The organism is Nodosilinea sp. LEGE 07088 (assembly GCF_015207395.1).
In the GTDB taxonomy this organism is placed as follows: Bacteria; Cyanobacteriota; Cyanobacteriia; order Phormidesmidales; family Phormidesmidaceae; genus Nodosilinea.
In genome coordinates, this window is the sequence record NZ_JADEWX010000002.1 from 1 (window position 1) to 23,714 (window position 23,714).

Consider the following 23,714-nt stretch of genomic DNA (forward strand, 5'->3'; position numbering starts at 1 on the left):
AAGTTCCGCTGTCCTTTCCGGTGACTGACTTCATCAATTGCGATTCGTTTCGCTCCAGCCCAACTCTCTTTTTTTTGAATTCGTATTGATGATTAAAAATACCTTCAACACGGTCATAGGTTAAGCCTTCCATACGACTAACCTGCTCAATGGTCGTCAATTGTACTTGCTGATAGATATACTCTTCGTATCGACAAGTGTACTGTCGCCCTTTGTCTACATACGGCAGGGATTCCGTAAAGTACCGTTGACAAGCACGGCAATAAAACTGTCGTCGCGGAATCTTTAAGTGAGTGGCTTGACCAAAAATGGATAAATCGCGCAATAATACGGGCCGACTTTGATGCAGTTCTTCAGTCAATTGCCCACAATTGGGGCAATCCGCTGCATCGTTAAGTAATCGCAATGTCAGAAATATCTCTCCGGCCTCCTGAATGCACTGCTCGACGGTTGCATTAGGAAAATTAAGCAGCGTATCTAGGTGAAAGTCCATGATGTCAATCCCCCTAAACGTAACTCATTATACAATTACCACCCTGGATCCGGAAGAGCCACATTCCATAGTTTAATAGTGGCATCATGGCTACCCGATGCAAGCAATTTCCCATCGGGACTGAAGGCAACTGAATTAACCCAATTAGTATGACCGAAGAAGGTGTGAATACATCGCTGCTGCTGAACATCCCATAGTTTAATAGTGGCATCATGGCTACCCGATGCAAGCAATTTCCCATCGGGACTGAAGGCAACTGAATTGACCGACCTTGAATGACCTAAGAAAGTATGAATGCATTGCTGCTGCTGGATATCCCATAGTCTAATGGTGGCATCACTGCTACTCATGGCTAGCCACTGTCCATCAGGACTGAATGCAACTGACCAGACTCGCCAGAATGAATAGATGAGTGCTGGCTTGACAAATATAGTGCTGGTTAGATTAAGTGCATTGAGAAGTATTATCTTCAAATATACCTGCCTAAGTGTAAGTTGTGAAAAATCGAAAGAACAGACTTCAAATTGAGATTGACAGAGAATGTTTAACAGATTTCCGGCAGCATAGCCGGAGCGGAAATAAACATTTCCCCTAATCATCGGCAATAAAAAAGTGACTCGTGTCTCTAAATTATCAATCGGAGATACAATAGGGATTAGAATCAGTCGAGTCTGTGTTTCTCTCGCGTAATCTTTGGAGGTAGCTTTAATCAAAGCATGAGTATGAAACAGGTCAAATTGCTGACTCTTAAGCTCTTTTCCAATCCTTTCGACAAAGCGATCTGTCGCAAATTCCATGATCACGTTTTGCAGGGTGAACTGTTTGCCTACCGTCTCTATCAGATAACGATCGCTCAGCCCCCGCAATGCACTCCGCACCTCCCGCTTTGTCACAGGTGGCAGCAAATCTTCCATCAACTCATCCAGGCCCACGGGTTCGCGGTTGATCGCCAGCCAGAACAAGATGGAGCGCTCCAAGGGGGCAAGGCGAGTCATGTGCTGATCGAGCAGGCTGCGCACATCCTCAACCGCGGCCCCTTCCTCTTCCAAAAAGTCATCCACATCCCCCAAAAACTCTCGCTGAATCGCCGTGGCCACCAGATGCAGCGCCTGGGGATTGCCGCTGTAGCGTTGAACTAGCTCCTGGCCTTGGGTATCGGCCTCATCTAACTCCAGACCCTTCGCCTTCAAAATTTTACGTCCGGCTTCGGCGTCAATGCCCGTTACCGACCAGAGGCGTACCGGGAAGCGATCGCCCGCCATGGGAGCCAGGTCGCGGGGGCATTCTCGACTGGTCAACAGCAGGCAACTGCGATGCTCGGCTTCCCCAATGCGGTGAATCAGTTCCCCATAGCCCTCATAGCCATCGCGAAACTGCCCGGTCGATTCTGCCTGCAAGATCGATTCCAGGTTATCTAGCACCAGCAGGCAGCGGTGCTCCCGCAGATAGTGCAGCAGGCGAATGATCCGCTCTCCCAAGCGTGTGGGCAGATTGATTTCCGTCTCCTGCTGATCTGAAAGAAACTGAATCAGCCGCACCAAAATCTCATCCAGCGGCGGCGCTTCCCGTAGGCTGCGCCAAATCACATAGTCAAACTGGTCGTAGATCTGATCCGCCAGCTTTGCCGCCAGCGAGGTTTTGCCAATGCCACCCATGCCCAGCAATGTCACTACTCGGCACTGCTCCGCCATTACCCACTGGCTGAGCGTCGCTAACTCCTCGGTACGGCCAAAGAAAATTGCCGTATCGGGCTTTTCGCCCCAGTCGATTTTGGGCGTTGAGCGCCTTTCATGAGGAGCTGAGTCATGCTCCTCTACCTGTGTGGACAATTCCGGCAGGCCATAGTCGGCGGTTTCCAGTTCTAGCCCAAACGTCTCAAACAAAGTTCGCACCGAGGTTTCATCCACAGGTGCCGTGCGCTGACGAATCTTCTGGATGGTCTTGATGCTGAGGTCAGTCCGTTCTGCAAGTTCCGCCTGGGTGAAGCGCTTGCCGTATTTTTCCTCGTCTTGGGCCGTTGCGATCGCCGCTTCGAGCCGATCAACCCCCGGCTGGGTCAGTACAACACCTCGATAGCGCTTAGGAGATCGGCTCATGGGTTTGGGTGGGGGGTAGATGACGGCGTCAGCAAATCGGGAACTTAAAGGAAACTTTTCGACAACTTCTCCGATAGTAGGCGATCTTTCCGAAGCCTGATTTTGGCCTGCAACACTTGCTTGCAGTGGGCTGGGGAGGATTGCGCCAAAAATTCTGCCAACTTTCACTTAAGTCGCCGAAGATCCCTCGAATCAAGCGGAATGCGCCTGCATAGTAAGCCTATCCACCTCATTTGCAGAGACATCCCATGAACCGCTCAACCCCTTTTCCCGATCATGACTTCTCAACCTGCCAAGGCCGAGGCACCGTTAACCGTTTGGTGACCACCCAACACCCTGGACGGGTTTATTTCCAGGCGACCTACTGGCCCGCCCGCCTCTCCCAAACCGCGACGCCTAGCGAGTTGCAACCCGGCGACCCGGTCGAAGTCGTCGGTCGAGACGGGCTGACGCTCCTGGTTAAGCCCCTGCCCGAACGGAGAGCATCGTCATGAGCCAACAGCAGCCCCGCAGTTGGCTGGTGGCGCTAGCTGCCAAAGGGTTGAAATTTTTCCTCTTAAGCTTGGCAGGCTGCACGATCGCCTGGCGTTTATCCCAGCGATCGCAGCACCCCAAATACGCGGGTCAGACCATCTTGCAGGAGCTGGTTTTTGGCGTACTTTTGCTTGGTTAGCTGCAAGGCTGCCTTGCTGTTGACCTCCGCCAGGGTGGGGTAGATGTGAATCATATTCTTCAGGGCATCGACCTTGAGGTGGTTGCTCATGGCCAGCACAATTTCATGAATCAGCTCTCCGGCATGGGGCCCAACCAGGTGTGCGCCCAGAATCTCGCCATTGCTGCGGGTGATAATTTTGCCAAAGCCATAGCCCGCTGCTTCAGCCAGGGCGCGATCGACTCCAGCAAAATCTTGTTTGAGAATGTACACATCACTATAGCGCTGCCGCGCCTGAGCCTCGGTTAGGCCCACCCGGGCCAGCTCAGGATCGGTAAAGGTTGCCCAGGGAATAACGCTGTAATTAGCCGATTTAGTGGGAAAGATCAGGGCATTTTGCAGGGCCACCGCCCCCTCGTAGCCAGCCACGTGGGTAAATTGGTAGCCGCCAATCACATCCCCGGCGGCGTAGATGCGTGAGTTAGTGGTTTGCAGCTTGGAGTTGACAGTAATACCCGCCTTCCCCACCGCTACCCCAGCCGCTTCTAGATGAAGCGTATCGACATTGGGTACGCGACCGGCCGCCAGCAAAATTTCTTCCACGACCACGGTGCCATTTGAGGTGTGTACGTGCTTTTTACCGTCAATTACCTCCACCCGCTGCGCCCGCGTGCCGTTGAGAATGCGGACGCCATCCTGTTCCATTTGCGCTTGGACGACGGCGGCGGCCTCAGGTTCTTCCTTGGGCAAAATATGGTCGCTGCTGCCGATAATGGTGACCTCGGTACCCAGCCGCGCAAAGGCCTGGCCTAGCTCGCAGCCAATGGGGCCAGAGCCAATTACCGCCAGTGATTTTGGCTGCTGCTGGAGCGCAAACACCGTCAGGTTGGTAATATACCCCGCTGCCTCAAGCCCGTCGATGGGGATGCGGGCGGGGCGCGACCCGGTGGCAATGATATAGCTGCGGGCCTTGAGCGCTCGACCGTTGACCGTAAAGGTGCGATCGTCGGTGAACTCACCTTGGCCGTAGATCACCTCAACCCCCAGCGACTCAAACCGCTCGGTGGAGTCATGCACCTGAATGGTGTCGATCACCCGATGCACGTGGCCCAGGGCCGCCTGGAGATCGATTTTTTTGAGCTGGGTATGAATACCAAACGCTGGCCCTCGGGCGACATCGTGGGCGACCCGCGATGCGTGAATCAAGGATTTGCTGGGTACACAGCCGTAGTGTAGACAGTCGCCCCCGAGGCGGTCTTCTTTTTCGACCAGGGCCACTTTAGCGTTGAGTTGGGCGCCGGCGCTGGCGGCCACTAGCCCCGCCGACCCCCCCCCAATCACGACCAAATCGTAGTCAACGGCCATAGTAGTCTCCTTGCCCTGGGGTAAACGTAGGGGATGAATTACGTCAGTTTGCATACAGCATAGGTGACTATTCTGAGGTGGGGCTGAGACTGTCTGAACCCAAAATTAAAGCCAAAATTAAGCTGTTCAGCCAGAAGCTACAGGCCCAGCACCCCTAGCTCTCGTTGGCGAGGTACCACGTCAAGGACATCGATTTGGGCACAGTATTTGAGGTCGGCTTCGTTGTCGAGGCGCAGCAGTCGCTGGCCATGGCTGGCGTAGTGCATCAGATCGATCAGCTGGTCTTGCCATTGCAGGTAGAGGCTAACCGCTGCGATCGCCGCATCGTTACCCACCAGTTCTTTAAATGTCTGCCCGGTAGCGGCAATCACCCCGTGGATGACAGCCCCAGCGCAGACGGTGTCTTCTAGGGAATAGGTGCCTTCCCAGCCCGAGCCCACCAGCCACACCGTATCAGGATTTTGATTGAGCAAAAAATTGACTACGGCCTGCCGCGTGGTCAGCGCAGCGGTAATCACCGTGGGGGCATGCTCAATGCGCTTGAGACAGCGGGTGCCATTGGTGGTGCTCATAAACAACCGCTTGCCGCCCGATCGCTCGGCAGAATGATCGAGGGGCGAGTTGCCCAGGTCACAGCCCTCAACTTTGCCGCCGCCCCGCTCCCCGGCCCGCAGCCGCTGGTCGCTGGGCCAGGCTTCACTGACGGCGAGCAGACTGTCAATATCGCTAAAGACCTGGATGGCCTCGGCTCCAGCCGCCAGGGCTGCCGCCATGGTTGACGTCGCTCGCAGGACGTCAATGGCGATGGCGCAGTCGGGCGCACCCTGGTCGGGAACTTCTTCGGGGGTGTGGAATAGGGATAATTTCACGGTTTAGGCGTTTCCTTAGGGGCGCTAACAACTCATTCTATGCGGGGACTTGCCCTAATTTCTAAAAAAAAGGAGTACCCATGAGGGCACTCCCAGCTGGTGATTCTGCCGTTAAGCAAAGGGGTCCACCTAGGGTAGCCACTCCAGCGTCGCTTCTTCCTTGGTGTTGGTGCGACGCGAGGGAGTGGCCCGGTCAAAGGTCATGTGGATGGCGCGGGTTTGTTCGCCATCGGCCGCCACCGCCATAATTGGGTAGTCGATGTTGCCATCCTGGAACGACATCTGGAACCGGAAGGTGCCGTCGGAGTTGAGCTTGATCGGCTGACCACCAATGGTGACAGTCGCATCGGGCTCGGTGGCTCCGTAAACAATCAGCTCGGCATCTGCCACCAGCCAAAACTTGCGGGGGCGAATCGGCGGTGCCGAGGCCGAGAAGCCCGCCCCCGACATGGTCAGCCCCGACACATTCAGGCCAATCCCTGACGTGGTTGGGATGCCTGCCCCAGGAACAGCCCATAGCCCAGCCCCCGATGGAAATACGTAGGAGCTGACGGCTTGTTCGGGAGCCATCGAGGCCGGTACATGCGGCATCGAGCCAAACAGCGACCCGGCTACTCGCTGGGCTTCGGCTGACTGGGTCATGGCGAAGACACTGTCGTAGATGGCGTTGGCACTCTCGGCAGCACGCTGGCTGGGGTGCTTCAGGGTCATTAGGGTCTGACCGCGCAGGTCGGCTTGCCAATCGACGGTGATGAAGTGATCTTCAACCCAGTCGGAAGGATAGACCGGGGGGATGTGAACCGGCAGCGATCGCGCTAGCACCAGCCAGCGACCGTCATTACAGAGGTAGCCGATCTCGGCTATGTAGTCGCGATCGCTGACCGGAATCGGCAAATACCATTCGCGAGCCATTTCATCGCACTCGTACTGCTGCAGGCTGTGGGGAGACTGGGAGGTGACGTCAATATCGGTAACGTCATAAAAGCGCAGAGCTAGTCGCGAGCCCCCTTGCCGCCGTAGTTCTTCTTTATGGGTGTGGGGGATATCCCAGTAGGCGTAGGCCCATTGGGGGTCGCGAGGCATGAGTACGATGCGGCTGTCGCCATAGCCACTGGGCAAATCGGCCAGGCCTTCATCGACCGAGGCCAGGACTTCGACCGGGGGCAATGGGGCGGCAGCGCCAGTCTCCGCAGCGGCACCCACCATGACGGGTGCCGCTGCGGGAACGCTGGGTATATTGCCCAGGGCACCCCTGCGTTTGGCATCAATCGCTTGAATCGCCTCAATTAGCTCGGTTTTGCGCATGCGGCTGTAGCGCGACACCTCATACTCGCTAGCCACCTTGCGTAACTGTCGCAGGGTCATTTCTTCTAAGGGCGGACGGGGCGATGACATAGAGCACTCTCCTCAATAAAGACCAGTTACGACAGCGGACAGGACAGACAACCCTGAATCAATCATGAAAACTCGGCAGTCAACAGCCTGACCTCGTCAAGCTGTCAGTGATCCCCACCAGCAGACTTGGCTGCTAAGCAAGAATCAAGACCTGACGTTTTAGAAGGTTTGGGGATCAACTGCTGACTCGTAATATGACAAAAACAATGCCCGGGATCAAGCCCCCGGCAAGGCTTTTCTGACTCCATTAGCGAGGGAACGGGGGTTCGGGGATCATTTTGTCAGGAAAACATGACAAAATGATCCCCGTGTGTATTATTGCGTCAGGGAATTTTAACAATTGCGATCGCAGTGGGTAGTACAGGCGATCGCAATCCCCAGTGTTGCTCAGCTGAGCAACACCTCCCTGCTAGAGTTTGGAGGGGTGCCTTTTGCGGGAGGTTGCCCCCTGCTGTCCCGATATGGTTAGGCCTGTTTGCCGATGACGCCCCCCCCAGCGCCCCCTTCCGACTCTGATGCCCCCAGGGCAGGTGGCAGTCGTCTGATCAGTCGGCTGCTGCCGCCTGCAATTCGCCTGTGGCTACAGAGTCAGCTCGACCATATTGAAGGCCTGGAGTTTGCCATTGACGGCAAAGATCGGCAAATTTTGGCTGGCTACCTGCCGGGGGTTAACCTGGCGGCCCGTCAGGCGGTATATCAGGGGCTGCACGTGAGTACGGCCCAGGTCAATGCGGTGGATATTCGCGTCAATCTGCCCCAGGTGCTGCGGGGTAAGCCGCTGCGGCTGTTGCAGCCGTTTCCGGTGTCGGGGCAGGTGACGATGCTGGCTGCCGATTTGTCGGCTTCGCTGCGATCGCCCCTGCTCGGTCAGGGGTTGCAGGATGTGCTCAAGCAGCTCGTTGCCGCAGCCGCAGAGCCCTTGCCGCTGGAGCAATGGCTCGGGCAGGGCGAGGCTGTGCCCCAGGTTGAGAGTGTGCTCGGCACCGAACGCCTGACGCTGCGCTGGGCCAATGTATCCCCCGGGGCAGACAGTCTGGAGCTGACGACAGGGCTGGTGATGAAGGCGGGGCGCTGGCTCTGTTTGCAGCAGCCTGCGGCAGTACTGGTGCCGACGACAGGAACCGCAGCCGCCCCCATCGCCCTAGAAGAAATTGCCTTTGATCTGGGGCCAGAGGTCGATATTCGAACCCTGGCGGTGACCCCCATAGGTATTGAGCTGGTAGGCACAGTGCGGGTCATTCCCGCAGATTGATCGCAGGAGCGTTCTCCCCCTAGGATCGCGATCGCCGCTCGGGCCGATTGCGGGGCGGCACGGCGCGGCCTCGATAAAATCGTCGTTCTAAGATGTCCAGCCCGACCCAGGCGAGGGCGGTGCCCAGGGGCACCAGCGATAGCAGCACAGCGGCAACCCCAGCCAGGCGGCCAGTGGCGACCGCGATCGGCACCAGCGACCAACCCACCGCACTGACCATCAACAGGGCCCAGCGCAGGGTTTGCAGGCGGCTCAGGGCAGTGCGGCAGCTCTGGCAGTGCTGGGTGTGAGAGTGATAGCGATCGAGCAAGGCTGCCTGGGTCCATTCGCGACCTAGAACCTGGCCGGGAAAGGGGTCGGCGGCATAGTCGCTGACCCAGTTGCGAAAGGCCAGCACGTAGCGATCGGCCTGGGTCGGCAGGTAACAGGCCTGAGCATAGGACTGGTTTGCCTTTTCCAGCTGCCGCTCTTGAATATGCAGAAAGATTTGGTCATCTTCGAGCACGGCGTTATTGCCGATATGGCTGAACCAACGGGGGGTCAGGCCAATGACCGTAGCGGGCAGCTTGGACGAAAACTTGAAGGGGAAACGGGCAAACAGACGGCACTCGCCCTTGGCCATGGGGGTGGCATAGACCACGGTCATGGTGCGACCAAACTGCTGGGAGGTCAAGTCGTGGTACATCAGGGCTGGGGCAATAAAGGTAGTGTGCTGGGTGCCCAGCTTGCCCTTGCGGGGGCCTTCGGGCCAGAGCCCGCGAAAGCCCTGCTTGTCGGCGGCCAAAACCTCCATTTCCATGGGGGCGGCGTTTTCCCGCTTGCCCACAGTTTTGTGGTGGGTGTAGGGAATATGGCTGGCGTCGAGCACGTTTTCGAGCAGGGTCAGGGCGTCGTAGGGCAGGTCACGAAAGGTGTTGAGCATTACCCAGCCATCGGGCTCGTCTGCGATTGGGGCGATGATGGGCACCTCGACCTGGGAAGCATTTTCGGCCCTGCCGGGGTAGACAAACAGCAGCCCTTGCCGCATGGCCGTGGGCAGCGCCGTGGCACAGGCCCGTAAGGATAGGTTGCCATCACCCTGGGCGGGCTGCTGGGGAATGTGGGTGCAGGTGCCGTCGCCAGCAAAGGCCCAGCCGTGGTAGGGGCACTCTAGCTTGCCGGCCTCGTTGACCCGCCCCTCAGAGAGCGGGGCCAAGCGGTGGGGACACTTGTCTTCAAATACGCGCCAGGCCGAGTCGTTGCGATCCCACCAGATCACCAGACCCCGATCGAGCAGGGTGAAGCGGGTGAGCTGGGTCGGGTCTAGATCGTCGAGGTAGGCAATGGGGTACCAGGCTTCAGCCCAGTCAAACCGATGTGGGTCGGGGCCACCAGCGGGGAGCGGGGCGGTAGACTCTGCTGATTGAGGCGCGATCGCAACTGAAGTCATGGCTAAATTTTGGCTATAAACCCATTCCTTTACATTCTGCAACATTCTGGCGGAGTTCGCTGAATGCTCTTCAGCGCCAGCTTTGGATTTAAATAATTTCGTCGGGCAGGCGCGATCGCACTCGCCTGCCAAAACCATCGCTAAAATCGCCCCCATTGAGGGCTGTGGGACACTTTCAAGATTTCCGTGGGCTGGCCGGCTTTTGGCCAGGGTACGGCTCTAGCCCCGGGGAAGCCACATGAGCAAGCCGTAGACTACGGTGGTCAGCCCTACAGTGGCCGCCAGTATGCCCTGGCTGACCCAGGAGTTCAGCCGAGGCAGCAGGTAAACAGCGGCTGCCAGCACCAGCACCACTTCTATCGTGGCTCCCAGTCGGCCCAAGTGGTCAACATCCCAGTAGGAGACAGGGCTAATTAGGCGGATAGAGCTAACTGGCCAAAAGTGCTGGTGGGCATCGTCATGGTGCAGGGGCAGGTCAGCCAGGTGGTGCAGCACCATGCTCGCCCCCAGCAGCCCCAGCCAAGGCCGCTTGAAAGAGTAGCCTAGGCCCATGCCCAGTAGCCCCAGCGGGATGGAGTTACCCACCGCAAAAATGGCCTGCCAGGGCTGGCTGTAGTAGGCTTCGTTCCAAATCACTCGCTCGGGTAGCCGCTGCCAGCGAGCCCAACCGTAGAATACAAACATGGCGGCATCGGGAATGAGCGCCCCAAGCAAAATGGGCCAGGTCATCAGGGGCGATACGGGGCGACGCAGCAGGGCCAGGTTAATAACTAGATGACTGGGAGTATTCATAACCGTCATGGTACATCGGCCAATTTATCTTGACTGCCACGCTACCACCCCGGTAGATGCCAGGGTGGTAGAGGCGATGGTGCCGTTTTTCACCGAGCATTTTGGCAATCCAGCTAGCCTCACCCATGCCTATGGCTGGGAGGCCGAAGCGGCGGTAACCCAAGCGCGTTCGACGATTGCCGCTGCCATCAAGGCTAGCCCCGAAGAAATTGTGTTTACCAGTGGAGCGACCGAAGCCAATAACCTGGCACTCAAGGGTATTGCCGAGGCCTGCTTTAGCCGGGGGCGACATATTATTACCGTCGAGACCGAGCACAACGCCGTGCTCGACCCTTGCCAATACCTGGCCTCCCTGGGCTTTGAAATTTCCTATCTGCCGGTACAGTCCAATGGCTTGCTCGATCTAAAGACCCTAGAGCAAGCCTTTCGGGATGACACTATTTTGGTGTCGGTGATGGCGGCTAACAACGAGATCGGTGTCTTACAGCCCCTGGCAGACATTGGTGCTCTCTGCCGCGATCGCAATGTTTTCTTTCATAGCGATGGGGCCCAGGCGATTGGCAAAATTCCCCTTGACGTCAATGCCATGCACCTCGATTTGCTCTCCCTGACCGCCCATAAGGTCTATGGCCCCAAGGGCATCGGTGCCCTTTACGTGCGGCGGCGACCACGGGTGCCCTTGGTGGCGCAGCTCCACGGCGGCGGCCATGAGCGGGGGTTGCGATCGGGCACGCTCTATCCACCCCAGATCGTTGGCTTTGCGAAGGCTGTAGAGCTGGGCCTGACCGCTATGGCCCTAGAGAGCGATCGGCTGACAGCCCTGCGCCAGCGACTGTGGCATGGGTTACAGCCCCTAGGGGGCATGCACCTCAATGGCGACCCGACGCGGCGGCTGCCCGGCAACCTCAATGTCAGTGTTGAGGGAGTTGACGGTCAAGCGCTGCTGCTAGGACTGCGGGGTACGGTGGCGCTGTCGTCTGGGGCGGCCTGTAGCACGGCTAGTACGGCGCCCTCCCACGTGCTTCAGGCGCTGGGGCGCGACCATGATCTCGCCTATGCCTCGCTCCGCTTTGGCCTAGGCCGTTTTACCACCGCTGACGAGATCGCCCGTGTGATCACAGCGGTGAGCGACACCATCCAGGCTCTACGGCAGACAGCTGCCACGGTAAATCCCATAGCTAGCCAAATAGGGCATAATGAAAGGTAACTTTGGGGTCAGAGGCGACGGCTAGCCGCGCCAGCTTGAATACGGACGGTGTAGTGTTTGGTTACCCCGGCAGAGTCATGACCACTAGCAATTCCCAGGTTAGTGAGCTACTCAAGTTAGGTATTGAGCAAGCTCGCTCAGGCTATTTTAAGGGTGCCCTAGAGAAATTCTCCCACGCCATTGCGCTCGATCGAGCCTGTGCTAAAGCATTTTATAATCGCGGCTGTGCCTATCGCGACCTGGGCCATCATGTACCTGCCATCGATGACTTTTCGGTCGCGCTGCACCTAGAGCCTACCTTTGCCAATGCCTATATCAATCGCGGCAATGTCTATCACGCAGCGGGGCGGCTCACCGAGGCTCTGAGCGACTTAGAGCGGGCGGTTGAGTTGCAGCCAGGGGCGATGAAAGCTTACGGTAACCGAGGGCGCGTCAAGCTCGATCTAGAAGACTATGATGGCGCGATCGCAGATTTTTCAACCGTGCTGGCAGCGCAGCCCAAGTTCGCTAAAGTCTGGCTGTGGCGAGGGTTAGCCTATCTCAAACTGGGTGCCCATGCGGCCCTGGCCGAGCATCGTCGAGAGGCGTACCAGGCGGCCATTGCTGACTTCTCCCAGCTGTTGCAAAGCCAGCCCCACCATGCCGAGGCCTATAACTACCGGGCGGTGGCCTACTTTCAACTGCGCAACACCTATCAGGCCACCCTCGACATCAATCGGGCGCTCGACTGTCAGGCTGACTACGCTGAGGCCTATATCAACCGGGGCATGTTGCGCCACGAACTGGGCGATTTTCAAGGCGCCATCGACGACTACACGACCGTTCTAGAACTCAACCCGGATCTGCAAGATCGCTCCTACAACCAAACCCTGGTCGGTCTGGCCCTAGACAGCCCCGATAACACCCTCAGCGAAGACACCCCGCTCAACCTGCGGTTTCGTCTGGCTGACCTATACGATAGCCGGGGCCTATTGCGGGCCCAAGTGGGCGATATCGAGGGTGCGATCGCAGACTACACCCTGGCATTGCGCTTTAACCCGCAAAGTGGCCGTATTTTGGCCAATCGGGGCCGAGTGTTTAGCCGCCAAGACAACTACCAGTCGGCGATCGCCGACTTTGATCGCGCCCTCGGGCTTGACGCAGACAATGCTTTGGCCTACTGCGATCGCGGCTATGCCCTGTACTTTATGGACGAGTGGGAGCTGGCCTTCGAGGATTTTAACCATGCCCTTGAGCTCAGCCCCACCCTAGCCGAGGCCTATATTGGCCGTGGTCACACCAGCATTCGGCTGGGTTATGAAGCGGCTATGGCCATGGATGACTTTCGCAAAGCCCTCGAACTATCGTGGGATAGCCGCAAGTCAGAGCGATCCAGGCTGCTTTAGTCTGGCTGGAGTAAGCTTACCTGGAGTACACCTCAATCGTTCAGGCCGCTGGCGTCGTATCCCCTGAGAGCGGGGCGTAGGAACTGCGTCTAGAGCATCAGTACAGTATGGCTAAAAACCCGGTTTCTTTGTCACTGCCCTAACGGCATGACTGGCATTCTGGCTGAGAAACCGGGTTGCTGTACCGGCGTTCTAGGCCTCTAGATCGGCATCTGGCAAACTGAGATAAATCAGCACAAAGCCCACACAGCCAATGAAGCGAAACGCGGGCTGCTGGCCGTTCCAGTTGGCCGACTGCCACATGGTAAACCACTCACCCCCTATCACCATGAACCCTACAAACCAAAACACAAATGCCAGAGTCAACCCATAAATAGCCGTATGCTTGGCCCGGTTAAAGGTGGGGCGATCGCTATTCAGATGCTGTAGCAAGCGCCCCGCCCCGCCGAGACAAAGCACCGCGATCGCCGCCTCGGTAGCCATAATCACGCCGTAGGTGATGTGTTGCAGCGGGGGCAGGGTAATGGCACGCCAGGTCAACTGACTGCTGGGCAACACGGTGTCCATGCTGAGCACGTGCTGGATATATTGAAAATTGACGTCATAGTCGGTGAGGTTATTGAGCACAATGACCGTCGCCAACAGGCCAATTGAAGCCACCATTAGGGTCTTAGAAATCCGAGCTGCCATAGAATCTGGTAAAACGGTAACGCTAACGCCACTGTGGGAGCGCTATTTCCATTGAAAACTATTCTGGAACCATTGCAGGGGGGCCTGGTTGTATCCTGTCAGGCTCCCGCTGATTCACCACTACATCGCGCTGAGGTCATTGCCGCTATGGCAGCGGCGGCTCTCAACCAAGGGGCCGTTGGCCTGCGCATCGATAGCCCTGATCACATTCGAGCGGTGCGGGCTATGGCGGGTCAAAGCCCCACCAGCCAGCATGATCGCCCCATTATTGGCCTGTGGAAACAGGTGATTCCGCCCTCGGCGGTGTACATCACTCCCCAATTTCACCACGCTGACGCCGTGGCTCAGGCCGGCAGCGATATTATTGCCATTGATGGCACCCAGCGATCGCGCCCCGACGGCGAAACCCTGGGGCCGCTGATCCAAAAGATCCACGATCGCCTCGGCAAACCCGTCATGGCCGATGTCGATACCCTCGACAATGCGCTGCTGGCGGTAGAGGCTGGAGCCGACTGTGTCGGGACAACGCTGTTTGGCTACACCGCAGCCACCCAAGGGCAGACTCCCCCAGGGTTCGACCTCCTTCAGGCGATGGTAGAACATTGCCCAGTCCCGGTTATCTGTGAGGGGGGGATTGCGTCGCCCAGCCAAGCTCGTCAGGCCCTCGATCTTGGGGCCTATGCCGTCGTCGTCGGCACGGCCATTACCGGTATCGATAGCTTAGTGAGCCGCTATGTCAACATCACCCGATAGCTTCGAGGGGCATAAAAACAGTAGGGCGAGTAGATCTTAAACCTACTCGCCCTACTGCGTTATCAAGCCTGAGCCAACCAGGCCCTCCCGCTACATGGCAGAGCCAACACCCGCGTAGGAGCCGTAGAAAAAGAGGCCTACAACTACCAAAATGCCGGTACCCGCAACCGTTGCCACAATCCACAACGGAATTTTTCCACTCTGAAGCATAACATCCACCTCCTACTAGTTCGATATGTAACCCAACACAGTTTAGGCAGCAGCGCTATCGCCACCAAGCTATCGCCACCAATAGCCAAGACCTAATTGAAGAAATAGCTAGAAAACAACAGGCCGAGCACAAAAACTAGCAGCAATCCCAGAAATAGGGATGTGCGGTTCAGCTCTACAGGCTGCTTATTGGGGTTTGGAGAACGATCCATGGGTTTCTCTTATCGTTGAATGAACTGCATTGCCGCGATCGCGCCCAGGAAAAAGACGCTGGGCACCCCTAGGGTGTGCACAGCTAACCAGCGCACGGTAAAAATCGGGTAAGTAATGGGCTCGTTAGGAGAATTGCTTTGCATAGCTTTAATTTGGTCGTTGGAATATTAAAACGTTATCGATTCGAGAACATGTCGATCTGATCTTTCGCTTCAAAGCGATCGGTCACAATCGGCAACTGCATTTGATTATCGGGATAGTAGTCATTGGGGCGGGGCGTGCCAAAGGCATCGTAAGCCAGACCCGTACTGACAAACAGCCAGCCGGCAATGAATAACATGGGGATGGTAATGCTATGGATAATCCAGTAGCGGACACTTGTTACGATGTCGCCAAAAGGGCGTTCACCTGTAGAACCTGCCATATCAACGTCTCCTCTCTGAACACAGAAGAATCTAATCTAATCATAGAGAACCCCGGAAACCCTAACAAGCTATTTGGCAAAGTTCCCTAACTTTTTTCTAAGCGGCTTCGGGCTGATACTTAAGAATAGTGCCTTCCTGACCCAAGATGAAGCCCTTGTCCGGGGCCAGAAACTTAACTTTGTAGAAATTAGAAGGCACATCCTCAACCGACTTATCCTTAAACCAGGTTTCGCCACCGTCAAAACTACAGAGCAAATCGCCGCCGCCACCGGCAACCCAGACTTCATTACCGGTGCGAAAGGCCATATCAAGCAGGCCCCAGCTGGTGCCAAATTCGGGGCTGATAGCCGCAGTAAAATCGTCAGAAGAACGGGAATTGGAAAACCGCAGCTGACCACCCCGGGCAATCACCCAGAGCTTACCGTCTTTATCGAACCCCATATTCTGTAAACGCCTAGAGTTCTGACGGTTGTGGGGAATCCACTGATCCTGGCCGGGGGCCCAGGTAGAGTAAAAATTCCCTCGCGATGATACGGCCACATATCGCCCATCGTCGGAGCGCACCATATTGCGCACTACCCCTACTGCACCCTGGACTAGGGCCTTCCAGGTGCGTCCGCCATCGTCAGTCTGATAAATAGCGCCAATATCCGTCGCCATCTCCGCAGACTTAGGCCCCAACGCGGTAATTAAAAAGGGCGAGCCAGGCAGTTCCTTACTCAGCGGCACGCTTTCCCAAGTCTTGCCGCTGTCAGCCGTATGCAGGAGCACCGACGGCATGCCCGTCACCCAACCCTCGCTGCCGTCAAAATCGATTGAGGTAAAGGTATAGGGCTGATCCCCCATAGATAACTCCCTCACCTGCCAGGTTTCCCCGCCGTCCTGGGTCTCCAATAAGGTATTGCGGCTACCGACAATCCAGCCGTGATTGTCATCCTCACCAAACGCGATATCCGATAGCGTAGCCTCTACCGGCACCTGAATGACGGCCCAAGGGTGCACATCTGCGTCCGCCAAGAAATAATTCGAGCAGCCGGTTGCCAGGGCGACAGCCACTAGCGCCACTAGGCCTCGCTTCAACCAGTCAAACGCAGCATGCATAAGCAATTAGAACCTGTACTCTTGAAAGACAACACTGAAAAACAACCCTGAATGCCAATTCAGCATAGGTCAATCGCTGACCCCAAGATCTAGAGGGCAGCAACACAGCCGCCGCTACTTCAAGCCATAAAGGCTGATGAAAAACATAAACCCCAGGGCTAGAGCGCCAAAGATCAAAACGTTTTTCTGGCCCGGGGTCAACCGATTGACGCCTAAGCCATAGTTCAAATTTTCCTTGAAGCCAGAGGGGGCGTTAACCGGCCCAATATTGTTGAACTGCTTTTTGGGGGCGCTACACACCGGGCAGCGCCAGTTTAGGGGTAAATCTTCAAAGGCCGTACCCATCGGAATCTTGGCTCGACTGTCTCCCTTGGTTGGTTCGTAGGAGTAGCCGCAGGAACGACATTCATAGCAATCCATCTCCTCAGGGGAAAGGACAACTACTTCTTCCACAGGGCTATCTGCAACATCAGCCCCCTCAGAGGCGGCGGCTAAATCTACAGAGTCAGCAGAATTAGCTGGAGAATCAGACTCAACGCTCATAGGACTAGGGCACCTTAAATTCAACACACAGCCGCCAAGACGATTGACAGCTCTCCCACATACCAAGGGTTTGCGCCTGCTTAAATCGGCAAAATGCTCGTTGTAAACAATTATGACACAGTTGCGTCACTCGGATAATTTAGACTAGGTAGCCCCATGCCCCGCGATCGCCCCGAATTTTTCTATGCGATCGCCCCGAATATTTCTATTGCCAGATCGACCTTAGATCCCTGGTTTTTCAGCTAAATTGCCTTAGAATACAACTGAAACACGTGGGCTGCTGATCATGGCTCTGTGTCCCACGTATTAGCCGTTCGAGGTAGTGAACCTGTGTTCGTCTTATCTGGCTACGAGTATTTTCTAGTCTTTTTGATCATTTCCTGTCTGGTGCCAGTAGCGGCCTTGACAGCCTCAAAACTGCTGCGCCCCATCAGCCGCGGCCCCGCTCGCAGAACCACCTATGAGTCAGGTATGGAGCCCATTGGTGGCGCGTGGATTCAGTTCAACATCCGCTACTACATGTTTGCGCTGGTCTTCGTGATTTTTGACGTGGAAACCGTCTTTCTCTACCCCTGGGCGGTAGCCTTTAGCCAGCTGGGCTTGCTAGCCTTTATAGAGGCATTAATTTTTATTGCTATCCTCGTCGTTGGTCTTGTGTACGCGTGGCGTAAAGGAGCTTTGGAATGGTCATGAACCCTGCTTCACTCTCGGAAAAGCTCGATCTTGCCCCTGGAGAAAAGCTGTCCAACCCCTCGGCACCACCGGCCATCACCCACGGGCTATCTGAAAATGTCATTTTGACTACGGTCGATGACCTGTATAACTGGTGCCGTCTATCGAGCCTGTTTCCCCTGCTCTACGGCACGGCCTGCTGCTTTATCGAGTTTGCGGCCTTGATTGGTTCTCGCTTTGACTTTGACCGCTTTGGGCTACTGCCCCGAGCCAGTCCTAGGCAGGCTGATCTACTCATCACCGCCGGTACTGTAACGATGAAGATGGCACCTGCCCTGGTAAGGCTCTACGAGCAAATGCCCGATCCGAAGTATGTGATCGCCATGGGTGCCTGCACGATCACGGGTGGCATGTTTAGCAGCGATTCGCCGTCTGCCGTGCGGGGGGTTGACAAGCTAATTCCCGTCGATGTTTACATTCCGGGTTGCCCTCCCAGGCCAGAAGCGATCATTGACGCCATCATCAAGCTGCGGAAGAAGGTCGCCACTGAATCGATGCAGGATCGAGCCTACACCCTGCAAACCCACCGTTTTTACGAACGCAGCCACGATCTCAAGACCGTACCGCCGATTTTGACCGGTCGGTACCTGCAGACCGGCACCCACGCCACGCCTCCCAAAGAGTTGATGGAGGCCATGGGGATGCCCATGGCTGAGACCGTAGCTGAGCTAGCTCCCGAAAACGAGGAATCCTAAATGGCTGAAGCAGAATCGCAATCCTCCGCTCCTGGTGAAGCGAGTGCAGGCCCCATTGTCGAAGCCGGGGCTGTGTCTAGCTGGCTGACAGAAAACGGATTTGGCCACGAGCTAGCACCTAAAGATCATCTGGGTATTGAGGTGATTAAGGTAGAGCCGCAGTTTTTGATTCCCGTTTGTACGGCTCTGTTTGCCTACGGCTTCAACTACCTCCAGTGCCAGGGTGCCTATGACGATGGCCCGGGTAAAGAGCTGGTGAGCTTTTACCACTTGGCTAAAGTAGACGACAATATCGAACAGCCTGAAGAAGTGCGGGTCAAAGTGTTTTTGCCCCGCAATGACCCCCATGTGCCCTCTGTCTATTGGATTTGGAAGGCTGCTGACTGGCAGGAGCGCGAAAGCTACGACATGTACGGCATCATTTATGATGGGCATCCCAACCTGAAGCGATTGTTAATGCCAGAGGACTGGGTAGGCTGGCCCCTGCGGAAAGACTACATTTCCCCTGATTTTTACGAACTCCAGGACGCCTATTAGCGCCTACCAACAAAAAGGCCACCGAGCGGTGGCCTTTTTGTTGTTCCCCCTGCCTCAGGGTCGGTGTGTAGGAAAGCTGCGGGGAATCTCCTCGACAGGGTAAAATCTGTCCTTGGTTGAGCACTTGAGAGGACAGACCCCTGAAAACCCGCGTTATTATCGTTCGCCATGGGCAGAGCACCTACAACCAGCAAAAGCGTATTCAAGGCCACTGCGACGAATCTGAGCTGACGGCGGCAGGCGAGGCCCAGGCGCTCCAGGTGGGCCAGGCGCTAGCCGGGATTCCCTTTGATGCAGTGTGGGCTAGCCCCTTTAAGCGCGCCCGCAAAACCTCAGAAATCATCACCGCTGAGCTGCAAAAAAACCTGCCTGGGCTAACGGAGCCAAGCTTTTCTGACCATCTCAAAGAAATTAGCCTGCCGCTGTGGGAAGGGATGCCCTTTACCGAGGCGGAGGCTCGGTATCCCGAAACCTTCATTCAGTGGCGTACCGACCCGGCTAACTTTAGGATGGCGGTGCCCCGGCCCGATGGGTCAACGGTAGATTTTTACCCGATTCGGGAGCTGTACCAGCAGGCGACTAGGTTTTGGCGGGAGCTGTTGGCCGAGCATCAGGGACAAACTATTCTAGTCGTGGCCCATAGTGCCATTAACCGGGCGCTGATTAGCACTGCCATTGAGCTGGGGCCTGAGCGCTTTAATAGCTTCAACCAGGCCAACTGCAACATCAGCGTGCTGAACTTTGACGGAAAGTTGGGCAGCCCGGTGCAGGTGGAAGCGATGAACCTGACTAGCCACATGGGGGCACCGCTGCCGGACATGCGGCGGGGGCACCAGGGGCCACGCCTGCTGCTGGTGCGTCATGGCGAAACCGAGTGGAATCGCCAGGGGCGTTTTCAGGGACAAATAGACATTCCCCTCAATGACAATGGTCGCGCCCAGGGGGCTAAGGCAGGAGAATTTTTGCAGACTGTGACCCTAGATGCAGCCTATACCAGCTTTATGGCGCGGCCCAAGGAAACAGCGGCAATCATTTTGCAGCAGCACCCCGATCTGACGCTGCATTCTGTAGAGGAATTGCAGGAAATCAGCCATGGGGAGTGGGAAGGGCTGTACGAGGCTGAGATTGAAAGCAGCTATCCAGGCATGCTAGAGCAGTGGCAGCAGGCGCCAGAAACGGTGCAGATGCCGGGGGGCGAAAATCTGGAACAGGTGTGGCAACGCTCGATCGCCGCCTGGAAGAAAATTGTGGCGGCCCACAGTGGCGGCGATACCGTGCAGACCGTGCTTGTCGTGGCCCACGATGCGGTGAACAAGGCGCTGCTGTGTCACGTGTTGGGCCTGGGGCCAGCGTCGTTTTGGCGGTTTAAGCAGGGGAATGGGGCGGTCAGCGTGATTGATTACCCCAACGGCATCGACAGCGCTCCAGTGTTGACGGCGGCCAATATTACCATTCACCTGTCGGGCAGTGTGCTCGATAAGACCGCTGCGGGGGCACTGTGACCAGGGCTGATGGCACCAGGGCTCAGCTGATTCAGCAGGTGCGGGTGCTGGATGTGGCTACGCAGACTGACCAGGTGGCAGATGTGCTGGTACAGGATGGGATGGTGGCGGCGATTGCTCCTATGCTCACTGTTATTCCCGCCAGCGCTGAGATGATCGCCGGCCAGGGCCAGATCTTGCTGCCTGGCCTGGTGGATCTCTACAGCCACTCGGGGGAACCGGGCCATGAGTCGCGCGAGACCCTGGAATCTCTGCTGGCGGCGGGGCAGGCGGGGGGCTTTACCCGGCTGGGCATTTTGCCGACCACAGAACCTGCGATCGACAACCCGGCCATGGTGGAAAAACTGGTGGCGCGGCGGGAGGCGATCGCCCGGTCTAGGCCTGATCGATCTCTGCCATACCTCTATCCCTGGGGGGCGCTGACCCAGGGTGCTCGGGGTGAACACATGACTGAGCTGGCGGAACTGGCCGCGTCGCCCATTGTGGGGTTTGCCGACGGGCGATCGCTGCAAAATTCGCTCCTCACCCAACGGCTGCTGCAATACCTGCGCCCCCTGGGTAAGCCGGTGGCGCTGTGGAGCTGCGATCGCACCCTCCGCAATGCTGGCGTTGCCCGCGAAGGCCCTTTTTCACTGATCTACGGCCTAATGGGTGACCCGGTTAGCTCTGAAACTGCGGCGGTAGCGGCATTGTTGGAGTCTGTGGCTGAGGTGGGTACTCCCGTTCACCTGATGAGACTTTCGACGGCGCGGGGGGTAGACCTAGTGCGCCAGGCCAAGGAGCAGGGGTTGCCCGTGACCGCCAGCACCCCCTGGATGCATCTGCTGTTGAGTGCCAAAGATCTGCACACTTATGACCCCAACCTGCGATTGTCGCCGCCCCTGGGGAATCCCGAAGACCAGGCGGCCCTGATTGAGGGGGTAAAGACAGGGGTTGTGGATGCGATCGCCATTGACCATACCCCACACACCTACGAAGACAAGACCGTGGGCTTTCCCTCGGCGCCACCGGGGGCGATCGGCCTGGAGCTGGCGTTGGGCCTACTGTGGGATACCTTGGTTACCCAGGGCGACTGGTCGCCTCTGAGGCTGGTTCAAGCAATGAGCACGAATCCGGCGGCCTGCTGGGGCCAAACCCCGCCTACTATTCAAGCTCAGCAGCCCGCAGAAATGATTTTGTTTGACCCCGGCGCTATCTGGACAGTTACGCCCTCAACCCTGTGCTCCCTCTCGGCCAATACCCCCTGGCTGGGGCAAGAGATCCTTGGTCGAGTCCTGGGTACCTGGGTGCCGTCGCGTTAGCCACCGATGATCCACTCACCCTGTTAATTATAAAATCTGACGTTCCCGCCCTCCAGCCTCCTACCAGCAGAGGCGAGGCTGGCACCAAGAATCGATCAATCAGGGCAATGCGTGTATAAAGGGGGTATCTGCCCAATGTTGTCGCCTATGGCCGCGCCGCCCCGCATTTTCATCTGCTACGCCCGCAGCGACAATGCCAGCGACGACCCCAGCCAGTGCTGGCTCGATCGCCTGCTGCAAATGCTGGGGCCGCTGGAGCGCCGGGGGCTGGTCAAAGCCTGGAGCGACAACGATGTAGAACCGGGCGAAGCCTGGCACCGCACCATTCAGGCCAGCCTTGACCGGGCGGTGGCGGCGGTGCTGCTGGTCAGTCCAGCATTTTTGGCTTCCGAGTACATCCACAACAGCGAGTTGCCCGTGCTGCTAAAAAACGCCCAGCAGCGCGGCGTTACGATTTTGCCGCTGATTGTGCGCCCCAGCCTCTACGACAGCCTCACCTTCAAATATCCTGACCCAGCGCATGGCCCAGAGGAAATCGCCCTGGCCTCGATGCAGTCGGTGAACCCAGATAACCGCCCCCTCACCACCATGACCCAGGCCGAGCAGGATGCAACCCTGCTGAAGCTAGCCCGCCGCCTCAAAGCCATCGTCGAAACCCAGCCCGCGCCGCTGCCGCCACCGCTCGTGCCCGAACCTTACCAGGGGCTGAGGGCCTTCACCGCCCAGACGCGGGAGTTTTTCTTTGGTCGCGAAGCGGAGGTGCAGGAGCTGGTGGACAGACTGGCCGAGGCCAACTTTGTGCCAGTGATTGGCAACTCGGGCAGCGGCAAGTCATCGGTGGTGCGAGCCGGGCTACTGCCCTGGGCCACCCCCGCCTGACGTTGGCAAGCGCCCTTGAAAACGGCATGGACGATGCTCGAGAGAGCGACTTAGAACATCATGCAGAGGTCAGCCTAGAGCGGCAGGTGTGCGGCTTTTGCCAGCAGCAGATGTGGCCCCAGGCCGACCTGGCTGTGTTTTACCAGGCCCAGGGCCTGGCCCTGGCCTACCGAGGCGAGGTTGAAGCCGCCACTGCAGCGCTAGAACAGGCCCAGCGGCTCAACGCCGACCTGCTGCCCCGCGAGCCTAGAACTATAGCCGAGCATCTGGCGGCGGTGGCCTTGCTCAATCAGGCCCGGGGCCTTGCTAAGCAAGGCAACCAAGCCGAGGCGCTGGCAAACTTTGCCGCTGCCCAAGCCCTAGACCCGGCCATTGCCCTAGACCCCCAAACCCGCTACAACCAGCTCAGAGCCATTGGCCTGATCACCCAGGGCCAGCAACAGGCCACCCAAAGCCATGGCGACCTCAAGCTGACCGAGGCCATTGCCGCCTTTGCCGAGGCCCAGGCCCTCGACCCCAGCCACCACTACGACCCTCATCAAAAGGCTTACCACTTGGCCGTCCCAGGGCTAATTCAGCGCAGCCAGCGGTTCGTGAGCCAGGGCGATTGGCAAGCAGCGCTGGCCCTATGGGAGCAGGTAGAAACCGAGCATCCAGGGCTTGAGCTGCCCCCCGAATGCCACAGCACGCGGGTCAAGTACCTGGCTTACCAGGGCCACATTGCCGCTGCCCTAGCAAGTTTGGCGGTGCTGCAAAGCCAGTTCCCTACCTTTGAAATACCAGCCCAGGTGTACAACGCCTTGGCCTGGGCTGGGGCAACCTATGGCGATGGCACCCACCCCACGATTCAACAGGCAGCAGAGCAGGCGGTGGCCCTGGCCGATGACGATCGCAAGCCGTTGTATCAAAACACCAGGGGGCTTTGCTACGCCCTGGCGGGCAAGGTAGACGAGGCTATTGCTGATTTTGAAACGTTCCTCGACTGGGCCAGCCGCCAAGACAATTTAGATGAAGCCGATCAAACGGAATTGCAGCAGCAATGCCAACAGCACCAGGGCTGGATCGAGGCGCTGCGGGCGGGGGAGAACCCATTCACTACCGACCTGTTGCTCAGTCTGCGTAGCCAATAGAGGCTCTATTCTCTCCTGGGAGGGTGGTCTATGCTGGGGCTATGGGGCAAATCACCATCGATATTCTC

Annotated in this window: 26 protein-coding genes; 12 read left to right on the top strand and 14 right to left on the bottom strand. The window is 57.3% G+C overall.

What is annotated here, in order from left to right:
- Together IQ254_RS00740 and IQ254_RS00745 are read right to left on the bottom strand one after the other, a co-directional pair.
- A partial coding sequence (locus IQ254_RS00740) for a transposase family protein (protein WP_193963298.1) occupies nucleotides 1-493 on the bottom strand: 493 nt, incomplete at its 3' end.
- 35 nt (nucleotides 494-528) lie between these two features.
- Nucleotides 529-2,589: an NB-ARC domain-containing protein gene (locus IQ254_RS00745; RefSeq protein ID WP_193963306.1), complete on the bottom strand. Its 2,061-nt coding sequence runs from the start codon at nucleotides 2,587-2,589 to the stop codon at nucleotides 529-531.
- 248 nt (nucleotides 2,590-2,837) lie between these two features.
- Between IQ254_RS00745 and IQ254_RS00750 the strand changes: the two genes are divergently transcribed.
- A complete protein-coding gene (locus tag IQ254_RS00750; protein ID WP_193963308.1) occupies nucleotides 2,838-3,083 on the top strand; it encodes an NfeD family protein in 246 nt (81 codons plus the stop codon).
- 95 nt (nucleotides 3,084-3,178) lie between these two features.
- On the opposite strand, the gene IQ254_RS00755 is transcribed toward IQ254_RS00750, so the two are convergent.
- From IQ254_RS00755 to IQ254_RS00765, 3 genes are all read right to left on the bottom strand, one after another.
- Entirely contained in the window at nucleotides 3,179-4,606 is a 1,428-nt protein-coding gene (locus IQ254_RS00755) for an NAD(P)/FAD-dependent oxidoreductase (protein WP_193963310.1), read from the bottom strand.
- A 137-nt stretch (nucleotides 4,607-4,743) separates the two neighbouring features.
- Complete coding sequence (locus tag IQ254_RS00760) at nucleotides 4,744-5,475, bottom strand: 2-phosphosulfolactate phosphatase family protein (protein ID WP_193963312.1); 732 nt, start codon at nucleotides 5,473-5,475, stop codon at nucleotides 4,744-4,746.
- Between the two features lie 129 nt (nucleotides 5,476-5,604).
- Entirely contained in the window at nucleotides 5,605-6,870 is a 1,266-nt protein-coding gene (locus IQ254_RS00765) for a DUF4912 domain-containing protein (RefSeq protein WP_193963314.1), read from the bottom strand.
- Between the two features lie 481 nt (nucleotides 6,871-7,351).
- Between IQ254_RS00765 and IQ254_RS00770 the strand changes: the two genes are divergently transcribed.
- Nucleotides 7,352-8,122: a DUF2993 domain-containing protein gene (locus tag IQ254_RS00770; protein ID WP_193963315.1), complete on the top strand. Its 771-nt coding sequence runs from the start codon at nucleotides 7,352-7,354 to the stop codon at nucleotides 8,120-8,122.
- A gap of 19 nt (nucleotides 8,123-8,141) precedes the next feature.
- Here IQ254_RS00770 and IQ254_RS00775 read toward each other — a convergent pair whose 3' ends face one another.
- Nucleotides 8,142-9,551, bottom strand: coding sequence for a Rieske 2Fe-2S domain-containing protein (locus IQ254_RS00775; protein WP_193963318.1), 1,410 nt, complete (start codon nucleotides 9,549-9,551; stop codon nucleotides 8,142-8,144).
- A 219-nt stretch (nucleotides 9,552-9,770) separates the two neighbouring features.
- Nucleotides 9,771-10,343 carry a hypothetical protein gene (locus IQ254_RS00780; protein ID WP_193963320.1) on the bottom strand — a complete coding sequence of 191 codons (573 nt, stop codon included), beginning with the start codon at nucleotides 10,341-10,343 and terminating at the stop codon, nucleotides 9,771-9,773.
- Between the two features lie 7 nt (nucleotides 10,344-10,350).
- Between IQ254_RS00780 and IQ254_RS00785 the strand changes: the two genes are divergently transcribed.
- A complete protein-coding gene (locus IQ254_RS00785) occupies nucleotides 10,351-11,550 on the top strand; it encodes a cysteine desulfurase family protein (protein ID WP_193963321.1) in 1,200 nt (399 codons plus the stop codon).
- Nucleotides 11,551-11,627: 77 nt separating this feature from the next.
- Entirely contained in the window at nucleotides 11,628-12,935 is a 1,308-nt protein-coding gene (locus IQ254_RS00790; RefSeq protein ID WP_193963322.1) for a tetratricopeptide repeat protein, read from the top strand.
- 192 nt (nucleotides 12,936-13,127) lie between these two features.
- Here IQ254_RS00790 and IQ254_RS00795 read toward each other — a convergent pair whose 3' ends face one another.
- Entirely contained in the window at nucleotides 13,128-13,625 is a 498-nt protein-coding gene (locus IQ254_RS00795) for a DUF2165 family protein (protein ID WP_193963323.1), read from the bottom strand.
- 51 nt (nucleotides 13,626-13,676) lie between these two features.
- On the opposite strand from IQ254_RS00795, the gene IQ254_RS00800 reads away from it, so the two are divergent.
- Entirely contained in the window at nucleotides 13,677-14,378 is a 702-nt protein-coding gene (locus tag IQ254_RS00800) for an N-acetylmannosamine-6-phosphate 2-epimerase (protein ID WP_193963324.1), read from the top strand.
- Nucleotides 14,379-14,468: 90 nt separating this feature from the next.
- On the opposite strand, the gene IQ254_RS00805 is transcribed toward IQ254_RS00800, so the two are convergent.
- From IQ254_RS00805 to IQ254_RS00830, 6 genes are all read right to left on the bottom strand, one after another.
- A complete protein-coding gene (locus IQ254_RS00805; RefSeq protein WP_193963325.1) occupies nucleotides 14,469-14,588 on the bottom strand; it encodes a photosystem II reaction center protein J in 120 nt (39 codons plus the stop codon).
- Between the two features lie 92 nt (nucleotides 14,589-14,680).
- Nucleotides 14,681-14,800, bottom strand: coding sequence for a photosystem II reaction center protein L (locus IQ254_RS00810; RefSeq protein ID WP_073607317.1), 120 nt, complete (start codon nucleotides 14,798-14,800; stop codon nucleotides 14,681-14,683).
- Nucleotides 14,801-14,809: 9 nt separating this feature from the next.
- Entirely contained in the window at nucleotides 14,810-14,944 is a 135-nt protein-coding gene (gene psbF, locus IQ254_RS00815) for a cytochrome b559 subunit beta (RefSeq protein ID WP_073607318.1), read from the bottom strand.
- Between the two features lie 32 nt (nucleotides 14,945-14,976).
- Complete coding sequence (gene psbE, locus IQ254_RS00820; protein ID WP_106867131.1) at nucleotides 14,977-15,225, bottom strand: cytochrome b559 subunit alpha; 249 nt, start codon at nucleotides 15,223-15,225, stop codon at nucleotides 14,977-14,979.
- A gap of 97 nt (nucleotides 15,226-15,322) precedes the next feature.
- Entirely contained in the window at nucleotides 15,323-16,327 is a 1,005-nt protein-coding gene (locus IQ254_RS00825) for a photosynthesis system II assembly factor Ycf48 (RefSeq protein WP_193963326.1), read from the bottom strand.
- 114 nt (nucleotides 16,328-16,441) lie between these two features.
- Nucleotides 16,442-16,747, bottom strand: a complete 306-nt coding sequence (locus IQ254_RS00830) for a rubredoxin (protein ID WP_228039903.1) — start codon at nucleotides 16,745-16,747, stop codon at nucleotides 16,442-16,444.
- Between the two features lie 453 nt (nucleotides 16,748-17,200).
- Here IQ254_RS00830 and ndhC point away from each other — a divergent pair, with 453 nt between their 5' ends.
- From ndhC to IQ254_RS00865, 7 genes are all read left to right on the top strand, one after another.
- A complete protein-coding gene (gene ndhC / locus IQ254_RS00835) occupies nucleotides 17,201-17,563 on the top strand; it encodes a photosynthetic/respiratory NAD(P)H-quinone oxidoreductase subunit C (RefSeq protein WP_193963329.1) in 363 nt (120 codons plus the stop codon).
- Nucleotides 17,554-18,297, top strand: coding sequence for an NADH-quinone oxidoreductase subunit NuoB (nuoB, locus tag IQ254_RS00840; protein WP_193963331.1), 744 nt, complete (start codon nucleotides 17,554-17,556; stop codon nucleotides 18,295-18,297). Before ndhC ends, nuoB begins: the two co-directional genes overlap by 10 nt.
- A complete protein-coding gene (locus tag IQ254_RS00845) occupies nucleotides 18,298-18,834 on the top strand; it encodes an NAD(P)H-quinone oxidoreductase subunit J (protein ID WP_193963333.1) in 537 nt (178 codons plus the stop codon).
- A gap of 140 nt (nucleotides 18,835-18,974) precedes the next feature.
- Complete coding sequence (locus IQ254_RS00850) at nucleotides 18,975-20,336, top strand: histidine phosphatase family protein (protein ID WP_193963553.1); 1,362 nt, start codon at nucleotides 18,975-18,977, stop codon at nucleotides 20,334-20,336.
- Nucleotides 20,333-21,637: a dihydroorotase gene (locus IQ254_RS00855; RefSeq protein ID WP_193963335.1), complete on the top strand. Its 1,305-nt coding sequence runs from the start codon at nucleotides 20,333-20,335 to the stop codon at nucleotides 21,635-21,637. The genes IQ254_RS00850 and IQ254_RS00855 overlap by 4 nt, the downstream gene beginning before the upstream one ends.
- Before the next feature lie 135 nt (nucleotides 21,638-21,772).
- Nucleotides 21,773-22,516 (top strand): TIR domain-containing protein, encoded by a 744-nt coding sequence (locus tag IQ254_RS00860; RefSeq protein ID WP_228039878.1) that lies wholly within the window; start codon nucleotides 21,773-21,775, stop codon nucleotides 22,514-22,516.
- 2 nt (nucleotides 22,517-22,518) lie between these two features.
- Complete coding sequence (locus IQ254_RS00865; RefSeq protein ID WP_193963339.1) at nucleotides 22,519-23,646, top strand: hypothetical protein; 1,128 nt, start codon at nucleotides 22,519-22,521, stop codon at nucleotides 23,644-23,646.
- Nucleotides 23,647-23,714: the final 68 nt, after the last annotated feature.